A 19,880-nucleotide genomic window follows, 5' to 3' on the forward strand; every position below is an offset into this window, starting at 1 on the left:
TTCTAATCATTGTTCGTCGCTCTGCGCCACCTTACTTGCCTTCATCTGACGTTGCCACACAGGCTGCACCTTCAACAAACGGCAGTGTTACTTCAACACTTACAACGGATGAAGAACCTTTGGGCGCTGCTCCCGGCACTCTGTAGGCGGAAACATCAATGGCTTCAATAGCAACCTCTTGGGGCTTCTTCAGCTGTGGTACCCAGTGATAAGGCACGCGATACGAACGATAGACCATATTGGTGTTCCGTCCATCCTTATAAGGGGAAATATATTCCCAAACCAGCTCATACTCGGATGTAACCTCGAACAATCTACCATTGGAGCCTTCCGTAATTAGCGTGTTACCATTAGGCAGGCGCTGAGCGGAGCTGATATACGGACTATAAAATTTATAGGAATCTGTCGGAACGGAAAATCCGGCTTCTGCGGATGTATATTGCCAAACGATCTCCAGCGTCACCGGATTGATCTCCAGTATGCGTGAATGATCGCGAACAGCATGTTTCAAGCCGTATGGAGAAGCCGGATTGGGCAGGCCATAACCGGCCCAGCCACCATTGTCGAATACCAGCAGATTCCCCTCTCCAGGCAAACCTTTGGGAATGATATGTGCATGGTGCTGTCCAATTATGGTGCTAATATGCTTTACTTCAGGCAAAGAGTAATCCGGCCCTAGTCTCCATACGATCTTTCCACTCTGTCTGTCGGTTATTGCGATAATATTTGCTTCTCTGGCATCCCAGATAATATTGTCGGGATGGAACCGCTCGTCTCCATTTTCATAGAAATGGTTTGGACCAACATAAGAAGCTGAATTAATATGTAGCCAATCGCCCACACCACCACCGAGATGTCCGAATGAGCGTGTGTTCGGGTCACGGTACAGAACATTACGGGCGGCCTCATCAAATCCAAGTTCCTCAAAGTGCTCGTTCGGCAGCCATTCCCATAATACATTCCCTTCCCAATCGACTTCTATAATCGCATCATCAAGAAGAGGTTTATCCGAAATGGACGGGTTATTCACATTTTTATGAGCAAGAATCAGTGTCTTCCCGCTCTGGGTCTTAGGTGCAAGCCCAGGGGCGTAATAGCCGACCGGATTGCCTTCACGCTGAAAATCATGGTGCTGACGAGCGTACCACAGCGGTTCATATCCCGGATCTTCAATGTGTTCGTAGCTGTTATATTTCCATACAATATTGCCTTCCCAATCCACCTGAACCAAATCGACGTTGTCCTGGATACCGAACTTCGGATCTCTTCGCCCTGTGCTGCCCAATACGAAGCCACCGGGGAAAACTTTGGCCGGAAAACCCAGCAGCCCTTTCCACAGGTGAACCTCCTTACCATTCATATCAATCAGCACAACCCCTTCCTCACCTGCCTGATAGACGGTATAACCGCCCCAAGCCTTATCAGGGTTATATACGGTTGCCCCGGTTGGATAAATTGTTGAATGCCCCATTGATCATCTCTCCCTTGGATTGTTTGTTTTCACATCGGATCAAACGTTAATAACTGAGATAGTTGCTCTTTCCGGTATTCTCCCTCTGCTTCTGTTCAGGGTCACTTTCGGTGGATGGATCGTGTTCCTGCCTCCCGTTGTTCTCTGCCAATTCCAGCAGCGTATCCGAGAATCCCTCCAGATTCGCTATCACCCGCTCATAAAATTGGCTTTGCTGCTCCAGTTCCTCCGTCGTAAAGCCCTCAAACAGAAGCGTGATACATCGGGCACCGATATTGCTATTACGTGCAAACATCTCCCGTCCACTGGCAGTAATGTCGAGCAAAACCGTCCGGCGGTCATCTTCCTTGCGCCTGCGGATCGTAAGTCCCTTTTTCTCCAACTTGTCTGTTAACGCTGTAATGGCACCTGAAGTGAAGTCCAGTTGTTCAGCCAAATCACCCAATCGCTGTTCCCCTTCACGAATGATTTTGTGAAGGATAAGCATGCCCGGTAAACTGACCCCCTCTACCGATATACGATCTCGTTCTTTCACGAATCGTCTGACCATTTTACGAAACAACCAATCTGTCTTCTCCAACGCTTCCCAGTCGTTATTGCTCATTTCATCCTCCCTGTCTAACTGAAAACGGCAGTAAATACGAAAAAAGGCTCCCGCGGACATTCCATAATGGAGTAGTCCCGGGAGCCTTTGGTGGTCCAATCAGCTCGCTTCAGTTCAATTTATTTCACTGTTCATTTAATTAGTGTTAAAATAATTGAGTTCATCATATAACCCACTAACCCAACCTGTCAAGTGTGAATTTAGATTTATTTTTTCGTAGCTCGATGTCTCATATCTAGATTACTTATCCGGTTTTAAGTTTCACTTCAGCTTTCCCGGTTACACTATCCTCAGAGCGTTACATCAAACCAGCTACGATTCAGTTCGTACTTAACCATAGAAATGAGGATGACACATATGAATATGAAGCGCGTAATCATTGTCGGAACAATGATTGTCACCATGTCTTTCGCCGGAACAGCCTGGGGCAGATCAGCGATAACCCCGATACCTTTGACGAAATGGTCCATCGTTAACATAGATACCAAAGACAATAGCGAGGATGAGTTGCTGAGTGCTCTGAATCAACATTCTGAAGATGACTTGGTTCAGGATCTGTACGCGGGTAAATCGCTGAGGATGATTGCAGATGAGAACGCTGGTGACTTCAACGAGGTTGTTGCATTGCAAATAAGGCAGCTCAAGGAGCAGTTAGATCAACGACTCGCCAGTGGGAGTATTAGCGTGGAGCAGCACGCAGTGCAAAGCAGTGAATTGGAAGAGTTGGTCACGGAGAGTGCCAATACAGCATACAGCTTCGCGTGAATGAATAGTCTCCCATGTGCTAAGGCAGAGAATGAGGGCACGCCAAAAAGGAGCGTCGAAACGCCCCTTATCTGTTTCATATTTACTCTAAATAAGCAAATTGATGATGTATGATACTTACTGAACTGCTGCTGCAATCGTGCATTTGCCCAAAGATTCGCCGTCCCAGGCTAGTTCAAGCACATCTCCTGCTGCCGTTGGTCCAACCCCTTCTGGTGTGCCTGTAAAGATGATATCTCCAGGTCCCAGTCCGTAATGATGACCTACATAATCCACAATATCCTGTAGACTGAAGATCATGTTACGAATATTGCCACGTTGGACCTCGGCACCGTTCTTGGTGAGTGTAAAGTCTTTCTCATGAAGAGCCTGGGACCCTGGAAATGGCTGGAATTCAGTAACCGGAGCCGAATTCTTGAACCCTTTGGCTGCCGTCCACGGATGGCCCTTTTTCTTAATGACCGTCTGTACGTCACGTAATGTAAAATCAATGCCAAACGCATACGCGTCAACCAACTCATCTACAGCCATACCCGGCTCATAATCCCGCCCGATTTGAATGACCAGTTCAGCCTCATAATGAACTTCGCCCTTTGTCGCAGGCAATTGCAGCGTTTCACTATTCAAGGCCACAACCGCATGGGAAGGTTTCATAAAGATCATTGGTTCATCCGGAACCGCGTTACCCAGTTCTTCTGCATGAAGTTTATAATTTCGTCCTACACAGTATACATTGCGAATGTTTGTCAGCATGGATTTTACGACCACCTTTATCGGATTCATTAGCGTATATGGAGCATGTTCATCTATTTATTATATAAGTACATATCATATTTTCGCTATTCAAAAATTTGGAGTTTAGGGTCTGAAAAATCGGCTGCTCGTTTCCTGAAAAGCCTGTTCCCACACATCAGGCCGGTTTGTGCATAACATCAGCTCCGGATCAATCGCCGCAAGACGCTTCATGATGATTTTGTCATCCACTGTCCAGGCCATGACCTGAATGCCTTCATTTCGCATCTCGCGCATCAGCGATTTGTCCACATTGGTGTAACCGATGGAAAGAAAACTGCAATTCATCTGCCGCAGCACTGCTGCCAGATCCCCTGGGCGTGCATCAATAATCAAACCTGTTTTGAACTCCGGGGCCAGTTTCTTCACTTCAACCAGAGCCGCAGGTTCAAACGAAGTGATGACCACATCATGCTGCATATGTCTCTTCCTCACCTCATGAATAACCGCTGCCGGCAGGCCGGGATACATATTGCCTTGCGTTTTCAGTTCGATATTCAATCTCACTTTGCCACAGGTGCGTTCCAGCACTTCACTAAGCGAAGGAACACGTTCCCCTTTATAAGCTTTTCCTTTCCAAGATCCCGCATCCAGCTGTTGAATATCTGCCCAGTCCTTTTCCCGAACTAATCCTTTTCCATTCGTAGTCCGATCAAAAGTAAAATCATGAATAACCACCGGTACACCATCACGTGACAGCTGTACATCCAACTCCATCCACTGAACTTCAGGCTGTTCCATGGCAAGCAGAAATGCAGCCATCGTATTTTCTGGTGCAATGGACGAAAAACCACGGTGCGCTACACAAAGGTTGTTCATTTCATCCCCTCCTAAATAAATATATAAATAAATCGAACCTTAATTTACCGATGCGAATCCGTTCGCATCAAAACGAATACCTGGCGAGAGCTGGGTCATCTGCTCCAGCAGAAGTTTGTTGGCTTGGTCCACCATGGGAATGGCCTGACCCAACCCTGCCTCATAAGGGATAACCTTCATGCTGCATTTGGCATCCTTACTACAGCTCGCCTGAAAAACTGCTGTTTTCCACGTTTCCTCTGTTGTTGATTTCGAGAAAATAAAGTTGCCTGTACTATATGCAATCCATTTGCCCTTGTAGTACTCCACACCTTGCAAGACATGGGGATGCCCACCTATGACCAGGTCGGCACCTGCATCTACAAATTCATGAGCCAGTCGGGTCTGATCATTATTCGGAGTGCTGACCCGTTCTTCTCCCCAGTGTGCAACAACGATGACCAGATCAGCCTTTTGGCGGGCTTCCTGAATTGCTTTTACAGCTCCAGTAGAATCGTAGGTCTCGGCAACACCTGCCCGATTCCCTTCCGCTTTCCAGCTTGTTTCAGGCACAACCCGACTGAATCCAAGCAGTGCAATCTTCATGCCTTTGCGCTCCAGATAAGCTGGTGCATAAGCCTCATCCCTGTTCATACCCGCTCCTGTGTGCGCTATACCGTATTGCTCAAGGTAAGTTAACGTATCAACCAGACCTTCTACACCTTGATCCAGAATATGATTGTTGGCGAGATTCACGGCGTCAAAACCTGCTGAAGCCATCGCTTCGAGCGCTTTTGGCGAAGACTTGTATACATAGGTTTTGTTTGCTGCACCAGTTCCACCAAGGGTTACGGGGGTTTCGAGGTTTCCAATGGTCAGATCATCTTCCTTGAACAAGTTGCCGAGCTTTGCAAAGGGATAGTCATAACCATTCTTATCCAACAATTCAGCCACTTTGCCCGAAAACTGGATATCCCCAACAAAGTTAATGGTTACATCGTTTGCCGAATTAGATGGCTGTGTCGTCTCAGTTCCAGTACCTTCACTCCCCTTGGAGCCGGAAGAAGCAGAAGTATCCGTCGTTTTTTTCGTTCCCGTATCTGTCTTTCCATTTGCCTTGGAGTCTGCAGCATCAGGCTTTTTCTCACCAGACTTACCGCCGGAATTTTCAGTTACCTGTTCAGTAGAACCCTCCGACCCCTCATCCGAAGTATTACCTGCCTCCGTGTCAGTATCAGGTAAACTTACCTGTTCACCGCCTTGAGGGCTCTCTTCATTCACAGATTCCTGATTCACAACCGTTTCTTTTACTTCCGGGTCCGCCTGCTGTTCCTTCATTCCAACTGCATAATAGAGGCAGACAAGTCCGATAGCCACAATCAATACCAAATTAATGATCCAGACCATACGTTTGCGGGCACGTTTTACTTTTTTCTTTTGTACACTTCGTTTTGATCTTGGGGGATACATAGGCAACTCCTCTTCTTGTTCACAGCAATCCTTATCATATTATATCAGGCATATTCTGGATTTCCATCATTCCTTGGAAGTGCGAACATTGAAAGAATTCATCTCTCTCCCCTTTTCGCTTTATGGTGCAAAAAAAGGCCGTCTCCCCTGTAGAAAAACTCTACGATCGAGACAGCCATGTACGTTAATTATTTTGCAGCAATGAGTTGCGTAGCTTGCACTGACATTTCCTTCGCCTGTCTGATACAGTCAGGCAAGCCTACCCCTTCATAACCAGCACCCGCAATGTATACCCCCGGCAATTTGCTGCCAAGTTCCTCCCGGAGTGCTGCAATCTGCTGCAGGTGACCTACCGGATACTGCGGCATGGATTTGCGAAGCCGAGTAATTTCCGAGAAGATCGGAACGGCCTCTACGCCCATTGTTTCGCGCAAGTCCTTGAGTACCAGATCCGTCAGTGCATCATCCGGAAGTTCCACATTCTGTTCGTCTCCGGAACGGCCAACATAACAACGAAGCAGTACCTTGTCATCCGGGCTGGTGTGCAGCCACTTGGTTGAAGTCCAAGTACATGCTGTAATATTGCGGCCTTCCTTACGCGGAACGAGGAAACCAGACCCATCAAATACATGTTCAATATCCTTTTTCTCAAAAGCCAGCACCACATTCGCTACCGATACGTAATTGATTGCATCCAGAGCCGCTGTATCCACATGTGGTTGCAGCAGTTCAGATGCAACATACGTAGGCACGGTAATGACTACATCATCCGCTTCAAGACACTCTCCGTTATCCAGTTGAATGCTATACCTGGCCGAATCTCCAGTCTGAACCTCCAGAGATTTCACGGAAGTGTTCAGCCGTTGATCCACGTCCTGCAACTCATGTACAAGCGCATGAACCAGGCTCTGCAAGCCCTGACGGAAGTTCAGAAAAGCACTTTTCTTCGTTCCCGTATGGGTCTCTGTCGGTTTGCGGCCAGTCATCATTCCTCGGATCAAACTACCATAATCCCGCTCCACTTCACCGAATTGCGGAAAGGTTGCCTGAAGACTCAATCGCCGCATATCACCTGCATAGATGCCTGCGAGCAACGGTTCAGTCAGGTTTTCCAGCACTTCCGCTCCAAGGCGGCGCTCAATCATATAACCAAGCGATTCATCCTCCGTTGTACGACGGGGAGGGATGACAAAATCCATTAATGCGCGCAGCTTGCCTGCCGGAGATACAAGACCACTTCTCAGAAAAGGTCTCAACTCCGTCGGAATACCGAGAATGAGTCCTGCCGGCATAGGATGCAGCTTGCCACGCTGCATGATGTACGTTTTCTTGGATTCCGGATTTTGACTGACCAGTTCATGGTCAATTTCCAGCTCTTTAGCCAAATCAATCATCGCCGTTTTGCGGGCAAGGAAAGAATCTGGGCCCTTCTCAATGACGAACCCATCCCGGTGTAGCGTTTCAATCATGCCACCCATGGAAGAACTCTTCTCAACCAAGGTAATGACAGGTTCAACCCCTGCTTCCCGGTAATGCTTCCGAATATAAAATGCCGCGCTTAGGCCGGTCAGACCTCCGCCGACAACAACGACACGACGTTTATGGTCTTCCATTACTCATCCGTTCCTTGCTGCCACTGGTTAATAATGACGTCACTTAACGTTTCCATGTAAAGTGGGTCACTATTAAGAGAATCGATACGCATAAGGCGCATGTCGATCTCTTTGGCAATCGCTTTAGCTTCAATATCAAGATCATAGAGCACTTCCAGATGATCCGATACGAATCCAATCGGTGCTACAAGCACATCTTCCACCTGTTCACGAGCAAGATCCTGAAGCGTGTCCAGAATATCAGGGCCCAGCCACGGCTCCGCCGTCCGTCCCGCACTTTGCCACGTGAACTGCCAGTTCGTAATACCTAAACGGGAAGCAATGACTTCCGAAGTCTCCATCAGTTGCTGCGGATATGGATCACCGATATCTACAATTCGTGCAGGCAGACTGTGTGCACTGAACAGCACTCGCACATCCCCGCGTTTGGCTCCCGCTTCCTCGAAAGCATCCAATTTGGCACTAACACGTGTGGAGAGAGCCTGAATCAACTTCGGATGCAGGTGATAACTCTCAATGAAGGACATCTGAATACCCAGTTCTTCCGCTTTCTCACGAGCACGCTTAATGTAGCTCCCTACACTCATCGTGGAGAAATGTGGTGCCAGCACGATGCCTATTGCAGTCTGAATTCCATCCTTCGCCATCTGTTCCACGCCATCCTCAATGAACGGATACGCATGCTTCAACCCTTGATAACAACGGAATTCAACCTCATTGGAACGGTCATCCTTGTTTAACGTCTCCTGGAGAGCCTTAACCTGATTATCCGTGTTTTCCCGAAGTGGGAATACACCCCCAACGATCGCTTCATAACGGTCGGTCAATTCTTTCAGTTGTTCCGGTTCAGGCGGACGTCCTCTCCGGATATGTGTGTAATACGCTTCAATACTTTCCATATTCTCAGGTGTGCCATACGACATCACCAGTACACCTACTGTATTAGTCATTAGTAACCGTCACCCCTGTCTTCAGTGCTTCAGCTGAATATTCATGAATATACGCCGTGAGTTCTCTTAATTTATCCAAAGATGCTTCAGGAAATAGTCCGTGCCCCAGATTGAAAATATACCCCGGCTCCTTGATACCTTCGTCAATAATCAATTTGGCATGCTGCTTGATAAGATCCATCGGTGCTGTCAGCACATAAGGGTCCAAGTTGCCTTGTACAGCAAATTTTCCGCCCAGTCGTTTACGCCCCTCGGAGATTGATACTCTCCAATCCAGCCCAATCACATCAGCTTGCAGATCGTGCAATGTTGGCAGCAATTCACCAGAAGCCACACCCGGGAAATAAATTTTCGGTACATTCAAATCCGATAATTCGGTAAAGATACGAGTAATCGTCGGCAACACATACGTTCTAAAGTCGTTTGGCGAAAGCGCGCCAACCCAGCTGTCGAACAGTTGGAATGCCTTACCGCCGTTCGCAATGTGTGCACGGACATATGTAATCACCATATCGCCCAGTTTTTGCATTAATTTATGCCACACTTCAGGTTCACTGTACATCATCGTTTTGGTCCGTATGTACCCTTTGGAAGGTCGGCCTTCAATCAAATAACTGGCAATGGTAAAAGGTGCACCGGCAAACGTAATCAGAGGTACATCCAGTTCCTTGTCCAGAATTCGAATCGTCTCCAGAATATGAGACAGATCTCCTTCAACATCAATGGGACGCAAACGATCCACATCTGCCGCCGTGCGGATTGGATTGTCTATGACAGGTCCAATATTTTTAACAATATCAAAATCTATACCGAGGGAAGCAACCGGATTCATAATATCGGAATACAAAATAGCCGCATCCACACCAAGTTTACGTACCGGCATGAGTGTAACTTCAGCTGCTAGCTCAGGTTGACGGCAAATTTCGAGCAAAGAATACTTTTCCTTAATCTTGCGATATTCGGGATCATAACGCCCAGCCTGACGCATGTACCACACGGGAACACGGTCCACCTGCTGTTTGAAGCTGGCCTGAATCAGACGATCATTATAGCTCATGTAAGAAGCCTCCAATAGTTTTTGGACTCATAAATAACATTATGCCCTTTTTAAAGAGCGGTAACAACCACGTGTCGATCTGTTCCGATGACAATACTATGACATTCCTTACATCCCCTCATCCATATGCAAATTATGTTATAATGAAAGAATCGTGTTTTTTTGAAACGTTGCAGAAACGATCGGAAAGGAAGTGAAAGCACTTTGAAAACGTGGAAAGTAAACCTCATTGTGCTTTGGTTTGGACAATTTCTGGTCAACTCGGGAATGACCATGATTACCCCGTTTTTGTCCCTTTATCTCGCCAGGGATCTTGGCGTGGTTGGTGAGCATGAAATTGGCATATGGGCGGGATTTATATTTGCTGCCAACTTCCTCACCTCATTTTTGTTCCAGCCCTTGTGGGGCAAATTGTCTGACAAGTACGGACGGAAAATTATGTTGCTGCGTTCCGGATTCGGGATGGCGATTGTTATTGCCTTGATGGGTTTTGCACAGAACCCATGGCAGCTCCTTTTATTACGACTGCTCAACGGTACGATCTCCGGCTTCAACCCGGCAGCAGTTGCATTGATCTCGGGTACAACGCCGAAAGATCGCATGGGTTTTGCCATGGGCATCAGCCAATCCGGCCAAGTGGCCGGTACGATTCTGGGTCCGCTGATCGGCGGTTTGCTTGCTGATGCAGTGGGCTTCCGCCCTATCTTCTATATTACTGGCGGACTGATCTTTGCGGCTTCAATGCTCGCCATGTTCCTGGTCAGAGAGAAGTTTGACCGCAAGGAAGCGGCCAAACTGCCGGAACAATCCGTATTGTCCGGTCTGAAGGAACTGAACAAGTCTCCCCAGTTACCTGCGCTATTTGCTGTAACATTCCTATTGCAATTTGCCATGATCAGCCCGATGTCACTCTTGCCGCTATATGTACAGAAGTTACACGGTTCGGATGTCAACGTCGCCTTCTGGGCAGGGCTTGTCGGCGCAGTCACGGGACTATCCAACATGGCCATGTCCCCAATTCTCGGGAAGCTCAGTGACAGGGTAGGTTCACACAAGGTACTTACATTCTCTCTTATAGGAACAGGGCTCATGCTTATACCGCAAGCTTTCGTGCAGACGGTATGGCAGCTCATCATCGTCCGTTTCATGATGGGTGTGTTCATGGGTGGCCTGCTTCCGAGTGTCAACGCGCTCATTCGCTCCTATACGCCAGACAGCATGATTAGCCGCGCGTTCAGCTTTAATACGAGCACACTCGCATTGGGTAACATGCTTGGAGCCGTAATCGGCGGCTTTATGGCCGGGTTCATCGGCATCGAAGGACTGTTCATCGTCTCTGGTGGGCTGCTGCTGCTCAACATGGTATGGGTAAGATTCAAGCTGTACAAAAAGCCCCCTCTGATCAGAGAATCGTGACGCTTGGATTCAAATGATATTTTGTTCTTAAGAAAAAGCCGCTTTCAGCGCCTTATCAGGCATGAAAGCGGCTTTTCACATTCATTTGCTCAAACCTCAACATGGATCCATTGTGTGTCAGATGGCTTTTGAATTGATTGAGCTTGTGAATTGAATCGGATATTCTTTAACGCCAAATACAAAAGCACTTTGAATCGGCTGCAAAACCGTTTCCGGCACAAGCTGAATGTCTTCCATTTGGCGAAGCATCGTCTGAAGTACAACCCTCGCCTCAAGTCGTGCAAGCGGCGCACCGAGACAGAAGTGAATACCAAATCCAAAACCCATATGTCTGTTCGGCTTGCGGTCAGGCACGAATTTCTCTGCCTGATCGAATTGAACGCCGTCCCGGTTTGCCGATCCTACCCAGGATATCACCTGTTCCCCCGCCTGAATCGTTTGTCCGTTCAATTCTACGTTTTCTTTGGCAATACGCCCAATAGCCACAATTGGCGGATAATATCGCAACGTTTCTTCTACCGCAGTCGGGATAAGTTCAGGATGTTCTCGCAGCTGCTGCTGAAGCTCAGGCTGCTCTGACAGAATACGAACGGCATTGGTAATTAGATTGGTTGTAGTTTCATTACCGGCAGCAAGTAACAAGATGCAAAATCCGACCACTTCCTCTGCTGTTAGCTTCTCCCCTTCAATCTCCGCCGCAAGCAGTAAAGAGATCAGATCCTCCTCTGGTCTCTGACGTCTTTCTTCGATAATGGTCGTGAAGTAGCTCGCCAGTTCCTGCTGGTTCCGTTTCTTTTCTTCCATCAATTCCTGGAAAGCTTCATCACTGTCATCCCGCGCACCCTTCACAAGTGCATCAGACCAGTCTTTAAACTTTTGGCGATCTGAAGCAGGGACGCCAATCAATTCGGCAATCACGATAACCGGAAGTGGAGTAGCAAGATCATCGATAAGACGCATATGGCCTTCTGAAAAGTGCGGAGTCAATAATTCATCAGCGATTTCCTGAATACGCGGAGCTAATGCTTCGATCGCTCTAGGTGTGAACGCCTGATTAACCAGATCCCGCAGTTGTTTGTGCTTCGGCGGATCTGTAGTAAGCATGCTGGCGTTGGCACGATCACGTTCAGAAGAGAACAGTTTAGGGTTTTTCAACACATATTGCACATCTTCATATCGGAAAACATCCCAGCATTCTCGATGGTTGTCATAGCGGACTGGAGTATTTTCACGAAGTTCAGCGTACACCTGGAAGGGAAGTAATTGGTGCTCCACCACCTCCAGCTCCCGGATCGGAATGTAATTGGCATACTTTCTGGGTGCTCGGTTCATCGTTTCTCCTCCAATCAATGATATATATTTATTTACATATTGAAATCACCATATATTATAGACTCAACACTGCGGGCATACAAATATTTGGCAATAATTGAGCCTCTTTTCCTAGACCGTATTACAAAAATCGTTAAGACTTGCTAACTTACACCCCTATTATTCGTTTTGGATAAGATCACTTCTGCTATGGACGATCCTGCAACACTTTCCCCAAAATCCCCTTCTACATCTACCAGGCCCAAAGACTCATGTGTAATAAAATATGACACAAAAATCATTTATCATGATTTCATATTCCTCTTTCTCTTTTTTTATCTTCTTACATTTATCCATAAAACCTTATAAACACGCTATATACTCTATATTTCTATCAATGTAATCGATTACTCTAGCTTTATCTTTAATTGTCATATTATTTAACATGAAATACAATCAATTTGAATTCATATACATATCATCATCAACAAACATCACACGAAACTAACCTGAAGGAGAGTGCTATTCATGAAAAAAACTTCAAATCTTCGTCCTTGGGCTGTATGGAGCACAGCCGCTTTGACAGCTCTGACCATTTCCCTGTCCCCCATCGGGACCTATGCGGCTCACGCGGCTACGGTAGAAGTGAGCGGTACAACTAGTGCGGTTCAGACTGCATCATCCACGCCGGCTCGCAATACGGCCATCCCTGCTCTATCAGATTCGTCCAAACAATCCGCACTACCTAATGTTCTGGTCATTGGAACGGGTGGTACGATTGCTGGTCAATCCGAGGATGCAACCAGCTTCCAGAACTATAAAGCTGGTACACTCCCGATTGGAGAAATGGTCGATGCCTTACCGGACAAACAGAAGATTGCAGATGTTAGCACACTCCAATTTGGAAATTCAGGTTCAGGTTCTTATACCATGGCTGATCTCTATGACTTATCTCAGACGGTAGATAAGGCTCTGGCTCAGTATGACAGCGTTGTAGTTACCACTGGTACTGATACCATGGAGGAAATCGCCTACTTCCTTGACATGACCGTACAAAGTGATAAACCCGTTGTCATTACAGGGTCCATGCGCCCTTGGACGGTTATCGGCTCGGATGCACAAGCCAATCTATACAACGCCATCAAGCTCGCAGGCAGCGGGCGCACCACTTCATTTGGAACCGTGCTGATGTTGAACGATACCATTCAATTGGCACGCGGCGTGACCAAAACGAATGATTATCGAACAGACACGTTCGAAACCCCGATGCTTGGTGCAGTAGGTTATATTGATGAAGAAAACATTCGAATTTACCGTGCTCCTGCACGCGCCTTGAAGCCTGAAGGTACATTGAAACCGGCATTCGACCTGAGCAAAATCACGAAGGCAGATCTCGCCAAGGTGGAAATTGCGATTTCCTATCAGGAAGCTGGCGGCGAGGCTATTGAAGGATTTGTGAAAGGCGGCGCCAAGGGAATCGTAACGTCCGGCACAGGAGCAGGCGGTATCTCCAGAGCGATGGGACAAGCACGTACCCAAGCGGTGGAGGATGGCGTAATTTTCGTAACGACCACTCGGACAGGTTCAGGCAGTGTATATGGCGGAGGGAAAGGCGTTATCGCCGGTGACAACCTCAGTCCTCAGCAAGCACGTATTTTGTTGATGCTCGGACTGTCGTTCAGCGATGATTTTGACACGATCCAAAAATGGTTCGAGACTTACGGAACGCCGGAAGTTTAATAAGGCTCTCATCACTTTATATCTTTGAAGAAAACAAGAGACGATTCACTCCCTGTCTCAGGGTTGTGATCGTCTCTTGTATTTTGTGTAATTGCCCCTCCATCTCCTGCATTTAAGATTTAGGTGCAACACGGATTTCGTTTCATCTATATGCTGAGTTATTTATTTCATTGGAGGATCGCAAAACAGAAATAACCGCTTGAATGTCGATCCATCCGAAGTTTTCTCCTGTAAGCTGATATGCTTACTTCACCCAGGCCAGAGCCAGACCATCATAATCCGGTAGCATCGTCGTTACGAGCCGCGGGTCACTGGCCATCTGCTCGTTGAAGCGCCGAACCGCGAGGACAGCCGGACCCTGCTTGTCTGGATTCAGCGTACGGCCGCGCAGGAAACAGTTATCTCCCACAATGACCGCCCCAGGCCGCGCGAGCTTAATGGCGTAATCGAGGTATACGGGATAATTCTCCTTGTCTGCATCAATGAAGAAGAAATCGAAGGTACGTCCTTCCTGCGCCAACTGCTCTAGACTGTCGGCTGCGGGGCCAATTCGATATTCGACTTTATCCCCAAAACCTCCTTCCTCCAGATGACCACGTGCCATCGCTGCGTATTCCTCTTTCAGTTCCAGCGAAGTCAGGGTTCCCCCGTCACTTAAACCACGAGCAAGACAGATACCGCTGTATCCGCCCAGTACACCGATTTCGAGTACAGCCTCCGCTTTCGATGTCTTCGCGAGAAAAGTGAGCAAACGGCCATAGGCTGCTGCCACCGAAACTTCCGGCATGCCGTTCGATCGGATGGCTTCTTTTACCTTTAACAAGAGATCATCCTCTTGAAATAATTGATTTACATATTCATCAGGGGTCAGATTCACCGCTAAAATCCTCCTTGGACACTTGGACTGCTTTCCATATGGATGCCAATGTTCTATAATAAATGTTTGTTGTCAAACACAGGCGGTTGAACTGCTGCATCGACTCGAAAGATAAATGCATTAGCTCACCGCATTTCTCATTGTAAGTTTTTTCACGGAAAGCGGCAAGGCCGCACCGTCACTATACAGCTGAGAGAAGGATATTCCTTCTCCAGCTTGAAATGGAGTTGAAATGAATCACATGGCTCAATTGCAATTGATTGCGACCTCGGCGATGGGACTCGAGGCTGTTGTCGCCCGGGAACTGAAGCAGCTGGGGTATGAGGATGTTACGATCGACAACGGCCGGGTTTTCTTCACTGGAGATTATATTGATATTTGCCGGTGTAATCTGTGGCTGAGAAGTTCTGATCGGGTGTTGATCAAAATGGGTGAATTCCCGGCGACAACTTTCGATGAATTATTTGAAGGTACCAAAGCATTACCTTGGGAGGAATGGATTCCAGCCGATGGCGAATTTCCGGTAGAAGGTCGCTCCCACAAGTCTCAGCTAAGCAGCGTGCCTGCATCACAAGGGATCGTAAAGAAAGCAATCGTAGAGAAACTGAAGCTGACTTATGACACGGAGTGGTTCCCAGAGGATGGGTCTCGTTATGTGATTGAGGTCATTCTGCTGAACGATCGCGCTCTGCTTACTTTAGATACGACGGGACCAGGTCTGCATAAACGGGGTTATCGTAAACTCGTAACCGAAGCACCACTCAAAGAAACGCTTGCTGCGGCACTTATTCAGCTCAGTCGCTGGAATGTATCCCGCCCCTTCTATGATCCATGTTGTGGATCAGGCACCATGCTGATTGAAGCCGCCATGATCGGCTGGAACATTGCACCAGGACTGCGTCGTACGTTTAACTCCGAGGACTGGGCTGTCATTCCTGAAGAATTGTGGGAACAGGCGCGCGAAGAAGCATTTGACGCGGTTCGCGACGATATTCCATTGCAAATTTCGGGCAGCGACATCGATCCGGAAGCCATTGAAGTTGCACAGGCAGCAATCAAGAGTGCCGGCTTCGCCAAAGAGATTGAAGTCAGCGTCCTGCCCGCTCATCGTGCAAGACCACAGGGCGAATATGGTGTCATTATTACCAACCCTCCATATGGTGAACGTTTGAGTGAAGAGAAAGAAGTGCAGAAGCTGCTGCGTTCTTTAGGGCGCAGTTACCTCGATTTGCCTACATGGTCCTTTTTTGCCATCACGTCGACCAAATCTTTCGAGGAAGACTTTGGCCACAAGGCAGACAAACGTCGTAAGTTGTTCAATGGACGTATTGAAACCCAATATTATCAGTATTTGGGGCCACTGCCTCCACGCAATAAAACACCACAACAATAATAATATCAGAATGATCAGCGCTCCTGCCTTCCACGGCTGGGGCGTTTTTTTGTATGTATTGCCGGTGACCTATGATTGATCTTGGTGATATTGTTTCCGCATGAAGTTTTTCTCCCTTGGGCATAGTTGAAAAGCCATGACACCACGCTATAATGGATAAAGTCCTATTTTACATTCCGTTAACAAATCCATTCATCAGGGGGGAGACATATATGTTTGTCACTAAGCCAACACGCAGCCTTACGCCGCGCGGGCTTCTGAATCATCCACTTACGTTATATCTTATTTTTCTTGTACTCATGCTGCTCAAATTAATGTGGCTCCACCACAATCTGCACGCTTACAACATTACGATGGGGCTTCTGGACAAAGTGATTGCCATCGGTTCGCTGCTGCTTCTGTCCTTCTGGACCTGGTGGCTGCCTCGTCGGGGCATGATTATATCACTCGTTATACTCAATCTGCTGCTCACTGCACTGATCTATGCGGATATGGTTTATTATCGCTACTTTCAGGATTTCCTAACAATCCCTGTGCTGATGCAAGCCAGACAGGTCGACGCTTTGGGAGACAGTATTGCTACGCTTATTTACGCCAGTGATCTGTGGTTCTTCGTCGATTGGCTGGTGATTATCCCCTATGCGGCGATCCTGCTGTTCAGCAAACGTAACCGTCGTGGACGTTTCAGCGCATATTCGAACGGGTTGAACTCTTACTCATCAAATTCCCGCAAATCAAGCATGCGTCGTCGACTCACCGCAGGCAGCATTGCCCTAGTGTTGGGTCTGGGGCTCGCAGTTGGTCCGATTTATTTTTATAGTAAAACCTGGGCAAAAGGGTTGTTTGATAACAACTGGTGGAATGTATCCATGTACAATGTTACCGGACTTCTTGCTTTTCATGGCTATGATCTGTACAACTATGCCAAAGATCAGCTCGGCTCTGGACCGGAGGTCGATCCTGCCGATTTGGAGCAGGCTGAAGCTTATTTCGCCAGCAGACAACAGGCTGATCCACTGAAGGATGCGATGTTTGGCAAGTACAAAGATAGCAATGTGATTATTGTCCAAGGTGAAGCCTTCATGAATTTCATGATTGGTCAGAGCATTGGCGGACAGGAAATTACGCCTCATTTTAACGAGCTGATGAAGGAAAGCCAGTACTACAGTCATTTTTATCATCAGACAGGTCAGGGGCGGACATCGGATGCTGACTTTGGGGCCAATATTTCATTACATCCACTGTCGGTTGGATCCGCGTTTGTCCGTTACGCAGACCACAGTTATGATTCCCTGCCTTCTATCTTGAAGGATCATAGTTATAGTACGAATGTATTTCATGCCTATGAGAGTGGATTTTGGAATCGCTATACGATGTATCAGAATATGAAGTATGACAAATTTTACAGTAAAAATGATTTTGAACAGGATGACCCGCTTGGCTGGTCACTGTCGGATGAGTCCTTTTTCCGCCAATCGGTTGAAAAAATGAGCAGTGAGGTTACAGAGCCATTCTATTCTTTCCTGATTACTCTCAGCAGTCATCATCCATACGCGTTACCCCAAGATAAACAGCAGCTGGATGTGGGCGAATTCAAAGGAACGATGTTTGGCAACTATCTGCAATCTGTTCATTACGTGGATTCTGCGCTCGGCAACATGGTGGAAGACCTGAAAAATCGGGGATTATGGGACAAAACAATCTTCATGTTCTATGGGGATCACGATAATTCTATCAAGGAACAGCCACAATACGAGAAATTTCTCGGGCGTTCACTAACTGATCTGGATATGGAGCAGATTATGAACGAAGTGCCTTTGCTGGTGCATCTGCCTGACGGAGCCGCAGCGGGAACGATTGACGAGCCTGCCGGACAACTGGATGTTACACCTTCAGTACTGCATCTGCTGGGTATTTCAGATCAATCCTACTACCACATGGGCAACGATGTGTACGACGGTTCCTCCCGCATGGTGGTATTGCGCAGTGGTGCATTTACAGATGGCTCCCTGTTCTATATTCCTTCGGATGATTACATCTATGACAGCGGCTCCTGTTACGATCTGTCTACAGGAAACAAAACGGATATTAATGCTTGCCGAGCTGGTCATGATGAAGCAACAAAGCGACTGCATGTGTCAGATACGGTTAATACGTTTGACTTGATCTCGCGTTTTCGTGAGGAGCAAGCGTCTGATTCCGAATACTAACAGATATGGGGCGGTATGCTGAGGGAACGGTATAAATCAATTATTAAAGCTAACCCGACACTACAATGAAATGGAGCTAATGCATTACCATGACGTCACATCCAGATCAATTCAATATCGAGCAAAAACTGTTCGATGAAGCTGCAAACTTTGTAAAACATCGCTACCCCCAAGGGTGGGGTGGCGCAGCTGCCGTTTATACTGTAGCTGGCTCGCTATTAATCAGCGTAGCTCCAGAAGTGATTAATGACGCCACGCACTTATGTATGGAAACAGGAGCCTATCTGGAAGCCCACAAATTAAATGAGCGGGTCACCCACTCGATCTGTGTAGCACGTGACGATGAGCATTCGGAATTCAAGGTCCTCACCCCTTGTGGTGTGTGCCAGGAACGACTGTTTTTCTGGGGAGAAGACGTGAAGGCTGCCGTGTACGATCCAGATGGAGCTTTAATTTACAAGAGGTTGGACGAAATTCAGCCTTACCATTGGACCAAAGCATACCGGGATAAGTAAGAAGTTAAACTATAAGTGTTGAGGCTGCAATCCGTCGCATGCTTCAGCACTTCTTTTTTCGAGTCTGGTAATAACCACAACCTTGCGAATGATGGAAAGTCGCTATATAATTGTAACTGTATCGGTTTCATTTATAGATGATGGAGGTTTTAATGAATGAATATTGAAATATGGTCCGACTTTATGTGTCCTTTCTGTTATATTGGCAAACGTCGTTTGGAGAATGTACTGGCACAATTCCCACACCGCGATGAAGTGCAATTACAGTTCAAAAGTTTTGAGCTCGATCCAAATGCTGAATTGAACAGTGGCAAAACCAACGCAGAATATCTGGCTGCCAAATACAATATGAGTGTAGAGCAGGCACGTGGCATGAATGCACAGATGAACGCCAATGCTCGTACGGCTGGACTGGAATACAACATTGATGAGATGATCCCTACCAACTCCTTCTCTGCTCACCGTCTGACGCATTGGGCAGAAACACAAGGAAAAATGCTTGAGCTGAGCGAACGACTATTTCAAGCAATCTTCATTGAAGGGAAACATGTCGGCAATACCGATGTACTGATAGAGTTAGCTGAAGAAGTAGGTCTGGATCGCAATGCAGCAGCAGAAGTGTTGTCCAGTAATCAATTCGCAGAACAAGTTCGTGCCGATCAGGCAGAAGGCGAACAGTTAGGCATCCGGGGTGTACCGTTCTTCGTATTTGATCGCAAGTTCGCTGTATCTGGCGCTCAACCGGATGAGGTGTTCCTTGACGCTATCCAAAAAGCATGGGACGAGCGTTCCCCTTTCACCATGGTAGAATCCAGCACCACTGACGCAGATGGCAGTGGAGTATGTACAGAAGACGGCTGCGAGGTTCCGCAACCGGACCAATCCAAATAACACAAAA

At 47.3% G+C, this 19,880-nt stretch carries 17 protein-coding genes; 7 read left to right on the forward strand and 10 right to left on the reverse strand.

Features of this window, described 5'->3' with window-relative positions:
* Positions 1 to 31: 31 nt before the first annotated feature.
* Both CS562_RS03315 and CS562_RS03320 read right to left on the reverse strand, forming a co-directional pair.
* The gene (locus CS562_RS03315) at positions 32 to 1,471 is read right to left on the reverse strand and encodes an aryl-sulfate sulfotransferase (protein ID WP_099853562.1); all 1,440 of its coding nucleotides are present in this window, start codon (positions 1,469 to 1,471) and stop codon (positions 32 to 34) included.
* Positions 1,472 to 1,517: 46 nt separating this feature from the next.
* Positions 1,518 to 2,075: a MarR family winged helix-turn-helix transcriptional regulator gene (locus CS562_RS03320; protein ID WP_076292053.1), complete on the reverse strand. Its 558-nt coding sequence runs from the start codon at positions 2,073 to 2,075 to the stop codon at positions 1,518 to 1,520.
* 357 nt (positions 2,076 to 2,432) lie between these two features.
* Between CS562_RS03320 and CS562_RS03325 the strand changes: the two genes are divergently transcribed.
* Entirely contained in the window at positions 2,433 to 2,840 is a 408-nt protein-coding gene (locus tag CS562_RS03325; protein WP_099853564.1) for a hypothetical protein, read from the forward strand.
* Positions 2,841 to 2,957: 117 nt separating this feature from the next.
* Here the strand turns inward: CS562_RS03325 and CS562_RS03330 are convergent, their stop codons facing one another.
* The 6 genes from CS562_RS03330 to hemE form a co-directional block, all read right to left on the reverse strand.
* Entirely contained in the window at positions 2,958 to 3,593 is a 636-nt protein-coding gene (locus CS562_RS03330; RefSeq protein ID WP_099853567.1) for a fumarylacetoacetate hydrolase family protein, read from the reverse strand.
* Positions 3,594 to 3,698: 105 nt separating this feature from the next.
* On the reverse strand, positions 3,699 to 4,451 hold the full coding sequence (locus CS562_RS03335; RefSeq protein ID WP_076292056.1) for a glycerophosphodiester phosphodiesterase: 753 nt from the start codon (positions 4,449 to 4,451) through the stop codon (positions 3,699 to 3,701).
* A gap of 39 nt (positions 4,452 to 4,490) precedes the next feature.
* Positions 4,491 to 5,900, reverse strand: a complete 1,410-nt coding sequence (locus tag CS562_RS03340; RefSeq protein WP_099853569.1) for a CapA family protein — start codon at positions 5,898 to 5,900, stop codon at positions 4,491 to 4,493.
* Positions 5,901 to 6,088: 188 nt separating this feature from the next.
* Positions 6,089 to 7,513: a protoporphyrinogen oxidase gene (hemY, locus tag CS562_RS03345; protein ID WP_099853570.1), complete on the reverse strand. Its 1,425-nt coding sequence runs from the start codon at positions 7,511 to 7,513 to the stop codon at positions 6,089 to 6,091.
* On the reverse strand, positions 7,513 to 8,463 hold the full coding sequence (hemH, locus tag CS562_RS03350; RefSeq protein WP_076292059.1) for a ferrochelatase: 951 nt from the start codon (positions 8,461 to 8,463) through the stop codon (positions 7,513 to 7,515). Before hemH ends, hemY begins: the two co-directional genes overlap by 1 nt.
* Positions 8,456 to 9,520, reverse strand: a complete 1,065-nt coding sequence (hemE, locus tag CS562_RS03355; protein ID WP_063564891.1) for a uroporphyrinogen decarboxylase — start codon at positions 9,518 to 9,520, stop codon at positions 8,456 to 8,458. The genes hemH and hemE overlap by 8 nt, the downstream gene beginning before the upstream one ends.
* A gap of 204 nt (positions 9,521 to 9,724) precedes the next feature.
* Between hemE and CS562_RS03360 the strand changes: the two genes are divergently transcribed.
* On the forward strand, positions 9,725 to 10,936 hold the full coding sequence (locus CS562_RS03360) for an MFS transporter (protein ID WP_076292060.1): 1,212 nt from the start codon (positions 9,725 to 9,727) through the stop codon (positions 10,934 to 10,936).
* A gap of 117 nt (positions 10,937 to 11,053) precedes the next feature.
* Here the strand turns inward: CS562_RS03360 and CS562_RS03365 are convergent, their stop codons facing one another.
* On the reverse strand, positions 11,054 to 12,268 hold the full coding sequence (locus tag CS562_RS03365) for a cytochrome P450 (RefSeq protein WP_099853572.1): 1,215 nt from the start codon (positions 12,266 to 12,268) through the stop codon (positions 11,054 to 11,056).
* A gap of 507 nt (positions 12,269 to 12,775) precedes the next feature.
* Between CS562_RS03365 and CS562_RS03370 the strand changes: the two genes are divergently transcribed.
* A complete protein-coding gene (locus CS562_RS03370; RefSeq protein ID WP_099853574.1) occupies positions 12,776 to 13,987 on the forward strand; it encodes an asparaginase in 1,212 nt (403 codons plus the stop codon).
* Positions 13,988 to 14,231: 244 nt separating this feature from the next.
* Here the strand turns inward: CS562_RS03370 and CS562_RS03375 are convergent, their stop codons facing one another.
* A complete protein-coding gene (locus tag CS562_RS03375) occupies positions 14,232 to 14,864 on the reverse strand; it encodes an O-methyltransferase (protein WP_099853576.1) in 633 nt (210 codons plus the stop codon).
* Positions 14,865 to 15,105: 241 nt separating this feature from the next.
* On the opposite strand from CS562_RS03375, the gene CS562_RS03380 reads away from it, so the two are divergent.
* From CS562_RS03380 to CS562_RS03395, 4 genes are all read left to right on the forward strand, one after another.
* Positions 15,106 to 16,257 (forward strand): THUMP domain-containing class I SAM-dependent RNA methyltransferase, encoded by a 1,152-nt coding sequence (locus tag CS562_RS03380; RefSeq protein ID WP_076292064.1) that lies wholly within the window; start codon positions 15,106 to 15,108, stop codon positions 16,255 to 16,257.
* 212 nt (positions 16,258 to 16,469) lie between these two features.
* Positions 16,470 to 18,467, forward strand: coding sequence for an LTA synthase family protein (locus tag CS562_RS03385; RefSeq protein WP_099853577.1), 1,998 nt, complete (start codon positions 16,470 to 16,472; stop codon positions 18,465 to 18,467).
* Positions 18,468 to 18,556: 89 nt separating this feature from the next.
* The gene (locus CS562_RS03390) at positions 18,557 to 18,982 is read left to right on the forward strand and encodes a cytidine deaminase (protein ID WP_076292066.1); all 426 of its coding nucleotides are present in this window, start codon (positions 18,557 to 18,559) and stop codon (positions 18,980 to 18,982) included.
* Positions 18,983 to 19,138: 156 nt separating this feature from the next.
* Entirely contained in the window at positions 19,139 to 19,873 is a 735-nt protein-coding gene (locus CS562_RS03395) for a DsbA family oxidoreductase (protein ID WP_099853578.1), read from the forward strand.
* Positions 19,874 to 19,880 lie beyond the last annotated feature (7 nt).

Source organism: Paenibacillus sp. LK1, from assembly GCF_002750415.1.
Classification (GTDB): domain Bacteria; phylum Bacillota; class Bacilli; order Paenibacillales; family Paenibacillaceae; genus Paenibacillus; species Paenibacillus taichungensis.

Bases quoted from the DNA above. Each gene is read 5' to 3' on its own strand.
- CS562_RS03315 (WP_099853562.1), bottom strand. From the start codon at position 1,471: ATGGGGCATTCAACAATTTATCCAACCGGGGCAACCGTATATAACCCT.
- CS562_RS03320 (WP_076292053.1), bottom strand. From the start codon at position 2,075: ATGAGCAATAACGACTGGGAAGCGTTGGAGAAGACAGATTGGTTGTTT.
- CS562_RS03325 (WP_099853564.1), top strand. From the start codon at position 2,433: ATGAATATGAAGCGCGTAATCATTGTCGGAACAATGATTGTCACCATG.
- CS562_RS03330 (WP_099853567.1), bottom strand. From the start codon at position 3,593: ATGCTGACAAACATTCGCAATGTATACTGTGTAGGACGAAATTATAAA.
- CS562_RS03335 (WP_076292056.1), bottom strand. From the start codon at position 4,451: ATGAACAACCTTTGTGTAGCGCACCGTGGTTTTTCGTCCATTGCACCA.
- CS562_RS03340 (WP_099853569.1), bottom strand. From the start codon at position 5,900: ATGTATCCCCCAAGATCAAAACGAAGTGTACAAAAGAAAAAAGTAAAA.
- hemY (WP_099853570.1), bottom strand. From the start codon at position 7,513: ATGGAAGACCATAAACGTCGTGTCGTTGTTGTCGGCGGAGGTCTGACC.
- hemH (WP_076292059.1), bottom strand. From the start codon at position 8,463: ATGACTAATACAGTAGGTGTACTGGTGATGTCGTATGGCACACCTGAG.
- hemE (WP_063564891.1), bottom strand. From the start codon at position 9,520: ATGAGCTATAATGATCGTCTGATTCAGGCCAGCTTCAAACAGCAGGTG.
- CS562_RS03365 (WP_099853572.1), bottom strand. From the start codon at position 12,268: ATGAACCGAGCACCCAGAAAGTATGCCAATTACATTCCGATCCGGGAG.
- CS562_RS03370 (WP_099853574.1), top strand. From the start codon at position 12,776: ATGAAAAAAACTTCAAATCTTCGTCCTTGGGCTGTATGGAGCACAGCC.
- CS562_RS03380 (WP_076292064.1), top strand. From the start codon at position 15,106: ATGGCTCAATTGCAATTGATTGCGACCTCGGCGATGGGACTCGAGGCT.
- CS562_RS03385 (WP_099853577.1), top strand. From the start codon at position 16,470: ATGTTTGTCACTAAGCCAACACGCAGCCTTACGCCGCGCGGGCTTCTG.
- CS562_RS03390 (WP_076292066.1), top strand. From the start codon at position 18,557: ATGACGTCACATCCAGATCAATTCAATATCGAGCAAAAACTGTTCGAT.
- CS562_RS03395 (WP_099853578.1), top strand. From the start codon at position 19,139: ATGAATATTGAAATATGGTCCGACTTTATGTGTCCTTTCTGTTATATT.